This is a genomic window from Streptomyces sp. NPDC005761, assembly GCF_040630635.1.
Classification (GTDB): Bacteria; Actinomycetota; Actinomycetes; order Streptomycetales; family Streptomycetaceae; genus Streptomyces.
Window position 1 is genome coordinate 1 of sequence record NZ_JBEXXX010000092.1, and the last position, 6,363, is coordinate 6,363.

Below are 6,363 nucleotides of genomic sequence, written 5' to 3' on the forward strand. Positions count from 1 at the left end.
AGGACCAGCGTGTTCACGAAGAACCCGACCAGATCCTCCAGCGCATCGTCCGTACGACCCGCCACCGGCGAACCGATCGGGACGTCCTCCCCGGCACCCAGCCGGAACAACAGCACGGCCAAGGCCGCCTGCACCACCATGAACGGGCTCGCCTGATGCTCCCGAGCCACCTCCTCCACCCGCCGATGCAACTCGGCGGAGGTCTCCAGCGGGACGGCGTCACCTCGGTAGGTCGAACGAGCAGGGCGCGGTCGGTCGGTGGGAAGCTCCAGCTCGGCCGGCAGCCCGTCCAACGTGTCCTGCCAATAGAGGAGTTGCTGTGACAGGGCGCTCTCCGGGTCGTCCTCGGAGCCGAGCACCTCGCGCTGCCACAGGGTGAAGTCGGCGTACTGCACCGGCAGCGGCGCCCAGGCCGGCGGCCGGCCTGCCGTGCGGGCCGCGTACGCGGTCGTGAGGTCACGCGCCAGGGGACCCATCGACCAGCCGTCACCGGCGATGTGATGGATCAGCACGAGTAGCACATGCTCCTCCGGAGCGACCTCGAACAGCCACGCCTTCAGCGGGAGTTCGGTGGCCAGGTCGAAGCCGTGGCGCACCGCCTCCGCGATCCGGTCCGTGAGTTCGCCCTCCTCGACGCGTGCGACGACGGGGTCCAGGCGTACCGCGGCCGGGTCCAGCACCACCTGATGTGCGCCCGTGGCCTCCTCGACGAAGACCGTACGCAGGCTTTCGTGCCGGGTCACGATGTCCACCAGTGCGGCCCTCAGGGCCTCGCGGTCCAGAGTGCCGGTGAGGCGCAGCGCCGTAGGCAGGTTGTAGGTGGGGCTCGGCCCCTCGAACCGGTTGAGGAACCAGAGGCGCTGCTGGGCGAAGGACAGCGGGATCCGCTCAGGGTGCGCCCGTGCGGTGAGGGCCGGGCGGGATCCGTCCGCCGAGCCGAGCGCTGCGGCCAGACCGGCCACCGTCGGTGCCTCGAAGAGGCGCCGCACCGCGACCTCCACGCCCAGGACGGAGCGGACCCTGTTCATCAGCCTCGTCGCCAGCAGCGAATGTCCGCCGAGGTCGAAGAAGCTGTCGTCGATACTCACCTCGGGCACGCCCAGCACCTCGGCGAACAGCGTGCAGAGGATGTCCTCCTGCGGGGAGCGGGGCCTGCGTCCGGTCGTGTGGCCGGAGAAGTCCGGCGCGGGCAGGGCCTTGCGGTCCAGCTTGCCGTTAGCGGTCAGCGGCAGTGCGCCGACCTCCATGAACACGGACGGGACCATGTAGGCGGGCAGGTGCCGGGCCAGCTGCGTGCGGAGCGCCTTCGGGTCGACGACCGTCCGCGCGAGGGGTACGACGTAGGCGACGAGGCGCCGGTCGCCGGGGCGGTCCTCCCGCACGATCACGGCGCTCTGTGCCACGCCGGGGGCGTGGTCCAGCTCGGTCTGTACTTCGCCCAGTTCGATCCGGAAGCCGCGGACCTTGACCTGGTCGTCCGCGCGGCCCAGGTATTCGAGCTCTCCACGGTCGGTCCAGCGGGCGAGGTCGCCGGTGCGGTACATGCGGTCGCCGGGCGCGCCGTACGGATCCGCGACGAAGCGCTCCGACGTCAGGCCGGGGCGGCCGGAGTAGCCGCGGGCCAGTCCGGGGCCGGCGATGTACAGCTCGCCCTCGACACCTCGGGGAGCCGGGCGCAGCGCTGAATCGAGCACGTAGGTACGCGTGTTGGCGATCGGACGTCCGATCGGGGGCGCCACGTTCCCGGTCAGGGGCTCGCTCATGGTGGCGCAGACGGTCGCCTCGGTCGGCCCGTACGCGTTGAGCATGCGCCGGCCGCGGGACCAGCGGCCCACCAGGTCGGCCGGGCAGCTCTCGCCCGCGACCGCAAGGGTCCGCACCGAAGCCATGGCGTCGTCGGGGAGGGACGGCAGCGCGGACGGGGGCAGCGTCACGTGCGTCACCCGCTGCTCGACGAGCAGAGCGGCCAGCGGCGCGCCCGGCATGAGCCGCTCCTGCGGCGCCATCACCAGACAGGCACCGGCCAGGAGCGCCATGCAGATCTCCGACACCGCGGCGTCGAAGCTGGGCGAGGCGAACTGCAGAACGCGGCTGCCCGGTTCGACGGCGAACGCGTCGATCTGCGAGGCGGCCAGGCCCGGCAGCCCGGCGTGGGAGACGACGACACCCTTGGGCCTGCCGGTGGAGCCGGAGGTGTAGATGATGTAGGCCGGGTGCCGGGGCTCGGGCGAGGTTTCCGGCGTAGCGGCGGAACCGTGCACGGCGTGTCCGGCGGACGGCTCGTGAGGTGCGTCCGTCAGCAGTCGCGGAACGCTGGGTGATCCCAGCCGGCCGCTCAGCGCACTCGTGGTGATCAGGAGCCCCGGTGCCGCGTCGTCGAGCACGTAGGCGATCCGGTCGGCCGGGTAGTCCGGGTCCACCGGCAGGTAGGCGGCACCGGACTTGAGAACGGCGAGCATCGTCACGACGAGTTCGGCGGAGCGGGGCAGCGATACGGCCACCGCTTGTTCCGGTCCGAGCCCGGCAGACCTCAGGCGATGCGCCAACATGTCCGACGCCTCATCGAGTTGGGCGTACGTCAGTACGTCGCCCTCGAAGGCGACAGCCTCCGCGTCAGGGGTGCGAAGTGCCTGGGCGCGGAACAGCTCCGGCAGGGTCGACGCGGGCAGTTCGCGTGCGGGCCCGCTCCAGTCCGTGCCGAGCCGGTCCCGTTCCGCGGCGGTGAGCACCTCGATCCGGCCGAGCGGTGTGCCGGGCTCCTCGGCGATGCTCTCCAGGACCCGTACGAAGCGCTCACCGATCGTGCGCGCGGCCGCCCCGTCGAAGACGTCGGGCCGATGGTCGAGACGGAACGCGAGCGCGCTGCCGGGCAGAGCCACCAGGGCGAGCGCGTAGTGGGTCGCGTCGCGGTTCGTGGCCCCGGACAGACGCAGGCCCGAGGCACCGGCCAGATCGCCGAGGGCGGCGGCGTCGAGCGGATAGTTCTCGAAGACCATGGACGTGTCGAAGAGCGCACCCAGACCCATCAGCTGCTGGATCTCGGCCAGGCCGGTGTGCTGCTGCTCGAGCAGGGCCGCCTGGTCCCGCTGGATGCGGCGCACGAAGCCGGCCACGCTCTCACCGGGGCTGATCCGGGCCCGCAGCGGCAGGGTGTTGATGAACAGCCCGACCATGTCCTCGACCCCGGCCAGATCCGCCGGCCGGCCGGACACGGTGACACCGAAGACCACGTCGTCACGCCCGGTGAGCTGCCCGACGACGATCGCCCAGGCGGCCTCCACCATCGTGTTCAGAGTGACGCCGCACGACCGGGCCTGGGCGGCCAGCGCCGCCGTGGCCCGCTCGGAGAGGGCCAGCTCGACCCGTTCCGGAGCGCTGCCGGGACCCGACTGCGGCGGCCCCGCCAGAGTCGGGCCTTCGAGACCGGACAGGGCCTGCCGCCAGGCCTCGTGCGCTGCGTCCTGGTCCTGGGCGGCGAGGCGGCCCAGATAGTCACGGTAGGGACGTACCCGGGGCAGCTGGTCGGCGCTCCCCGGTGCCGCGTAGAAGCCCAGGAGTTCCCGCACCAGGATCGGGAGCGACCAGCCGTCGAGCACGATGTGATGGTTGGTCAGGACCAGCCGCCAACGGTCGGCGGCGAGCCGGATGAGGACGTAGCGCAGCAGCGGCGGCCGGGCGAGATCGAATCGTTCCCGGTATTCCTTTTCGAGGATCTCCGCCGCATCCGCCGCGCGCTCCGGCTCCGGCAGGTGCGTCAGATCCACCTCGCGCCATGGCAGCGGCGCATCGGCGACGACCACCTGCACCGGCCGGCCCGCCGCGGTCCTGCGGAACGAGGACCGCAGTGCCGTATGCCGGTCCAGGACCATCCGTGCGGCCGTCCGCAGGGCCGCCACATTCGGCGAGCCTTCGATGTCGAAGGCCAACTGGGCGGTGTAGAGATCGGGTTCGGAGTCCCCGTCGTAGGCGCTGTGGAAGAACAGGCCCTCCTGCAAGGGCGACAACGGCAGTACGTCGACGAGCCGCGCCCCTTCCGGAAGGGCCGCCTCGTCGCCCGAGCGCGCGGGCTCCGGTGTGCCACCCGCCCGCACCTCGGCCTCCAGGGCCTCGATCTCGGACTGGGTCACCTCCGCGAGCGGCACGTCGGACGGCGTCAGACCGCCGGCCCCGGGGACCGCGCTGTGCCTGGCCAGTGCGCCCAACGCCTGGAACCAGCCGTCGGCCAGCTCCCGGACCCGCTCCTCGTCGAGCAGCTCGCCCGCCCAGGTCCAGGTGGCGACCAGCTCCGGTCCGTGCGGGCCGTCGTGGGTGGCCGCGTTGACCTCCACCGTGTGGGCGAGGGCGAGCGCGGGGTCCTCGCCGGCGCCGGTCAGCGGCGCCATCGTCCAGTCCGCGACACGGCTGCCGGCCGTGACCGCGCCCGGCGTGAACCGGCCGAGGTAGTTGAAGCCGAGCTGCGGGCGGGCGCCCGCTTCGAGCGCGGGTGCCGTCCTCGGATTGAGGTGGCGCAGCAGCCCGTAGCCGATGCCCTTGTCCGGCACGGCTCGCAACTGCTCCTTGATGCGCTTCAGTACCGTCCCGACGGCCGGGCCGCCGGCCCGCGCACCCACGGCGTCGTACGCACCGGGGGCCAGCCGCACGGGATAGATGCTGGTGAACCACCCCACGGTGCGCGACACGTCCGCACCGGGAGCGATCTGCTCCGCACGCCCGTGTCCTTCGAGGTCGACGAGTACGTCAGCGGTCGCCGGGTTGCCGTGGCGGCGCCGCCACTCGGTGGCGGCCATCGCGAACCCGGCGAGCAGGACGTCCTCGATGCCCGCGTGGAACCGGGCGGGGGTGGCCCCCAGGAGGCTTTCCGTGATGTCGGTGGGAAGCCGCAGCTCCAGGCTCCGCGCAGTGGCGAAGGTGTCACGTGCCGGGTCGAGCGCGCGGTCGGTGAGCAACGGGTCGGGTCCGGTGAGCGTCGCCTGCCACAGCCCCTGCTCCTCCTCCCGTGCCGGAGCCAGCGCCGCCTCCGTGAGCTTCCGTGCCCAGCTGCGGAACGACGTGCCCACCGGAGCGAGTCCGGGCTCGCGCCCCTCGGACACGGCCTGCCAGGCCTCCGCCAGATCCTCCGCCAGGATGCGCCAGGACACCCCGTCGACGGCGAGGTGATGCACGACCAGCAGCAGTCTGCCCTGTCGCTCGTGACCCCGGTCGAACCACACGGCACGCACCATGGCACCGTCGCGCGGGTCGAGGCGGCGCCTGGCCGCCTCGCCCTCGGCGGAGAGGGCCGCCCGGAGTGCGTCGTCGTCCAGCCGCGACGCGTCGACACGTCGCACACAGGAGTCCGCTGCCACCGTGCCCGGGGCCGTTGTCTCGAGGGACCAGCCCCCGGGCGTCTCGGCCGGGTGCATCCGCAGGCGCAGCGCGTCGTGGTGGTCGAGCAGCGTCCGGACGATGGCACACAGACGTTGCTCGTCCAGCTCGGAGGGAGTGTGCAGGACGACCGACTGGTTGAACTGGTCGATGGAGCCCCCGCGTTCCGCCAGCCAGTGCATGACGGGAGTGAGCGCCAGCTCACCCACCGCGGGCAGCTCCTCGGCCGTCGCGGCCTCATCGGCACCCCGACCGGCGACGGCGCCCGCCGCCGCGAGGCCCTCGACCGTCTTGTGCTCGAAGACGTCACGGGCCGAGATGGTCAGCCCGGCGCGGCGTGCGCGGCTGACCAGCTGGATGGACATGATGCTGTCGCCGCCGAGGTCGAAGAAGCTGTCGTCGATCCCGACCTCGGGAACGCCGAGGACCTGGGCGAAGGTTGCGCAGAGCAGTTCTTCCTGGGGCGTTCTGGGGGCGCGGCTGTGGGCGGCAGCGGTGAACTCGGGGTCGGGCAGGGCCTTGCGGTCGAGCTTGCCGTTCGCGGTGAGGGGGAGTGCGTCGAGGGTGACGAATGCGGCGGGGACCATGTAGTCGGGCAGGGCGCCGGCTGCGTGGGTGCGTGCCGTGGTGGTGTCGGGCCCGGTGCCCGGGGTGGCGACGAGGTAGGCGATGAGTCGGTCGTCGCGGACGATGACAGCTGCCTGGGTGACGCTGTCGAGTGCGGTGAGGACGGTTTCGATCTCGCCGAGTTCGATGCGGTGTCCGCGGATCTTGACCTGGTGGTCGGCGCGGCCGAGGTATTCGATCTCGCCGTCGGTGGTCCAGCGGGCGAGGTCACCGGTGCGGTACATACGCGTGCCGGGGGTGCCGTACGGGTCGGCGACGAAGCGTTCGGCGGACAGGGCGGGGCGGTTGAGGTAGCCGCGGGCCAGTCCGGGGCCCGCGACATACATTTCGCCGGGGATGCCTGGGGCTGCGGGCTGGAGTGCGGTGTCCAGG

General features: G+C 72.3%; 1 protein-coding gene. It reads right to left on the minus strand.

Going from position 1 to position 6,363, the window contains the following annotated elements; all coding sequences use genetic code 11:
- Positions 1 to 6,317: amino acid adenylation domain-containing protein (locus tag ABZ434_RS35875; RefSeq protein ID WP_359146246.1), on the minus strand; the 6,317-nt coding region annotated here is incomplete at its 3' end.
- Positions 6,318 to 6,363 lie beyond the last annotated feature (46 nt).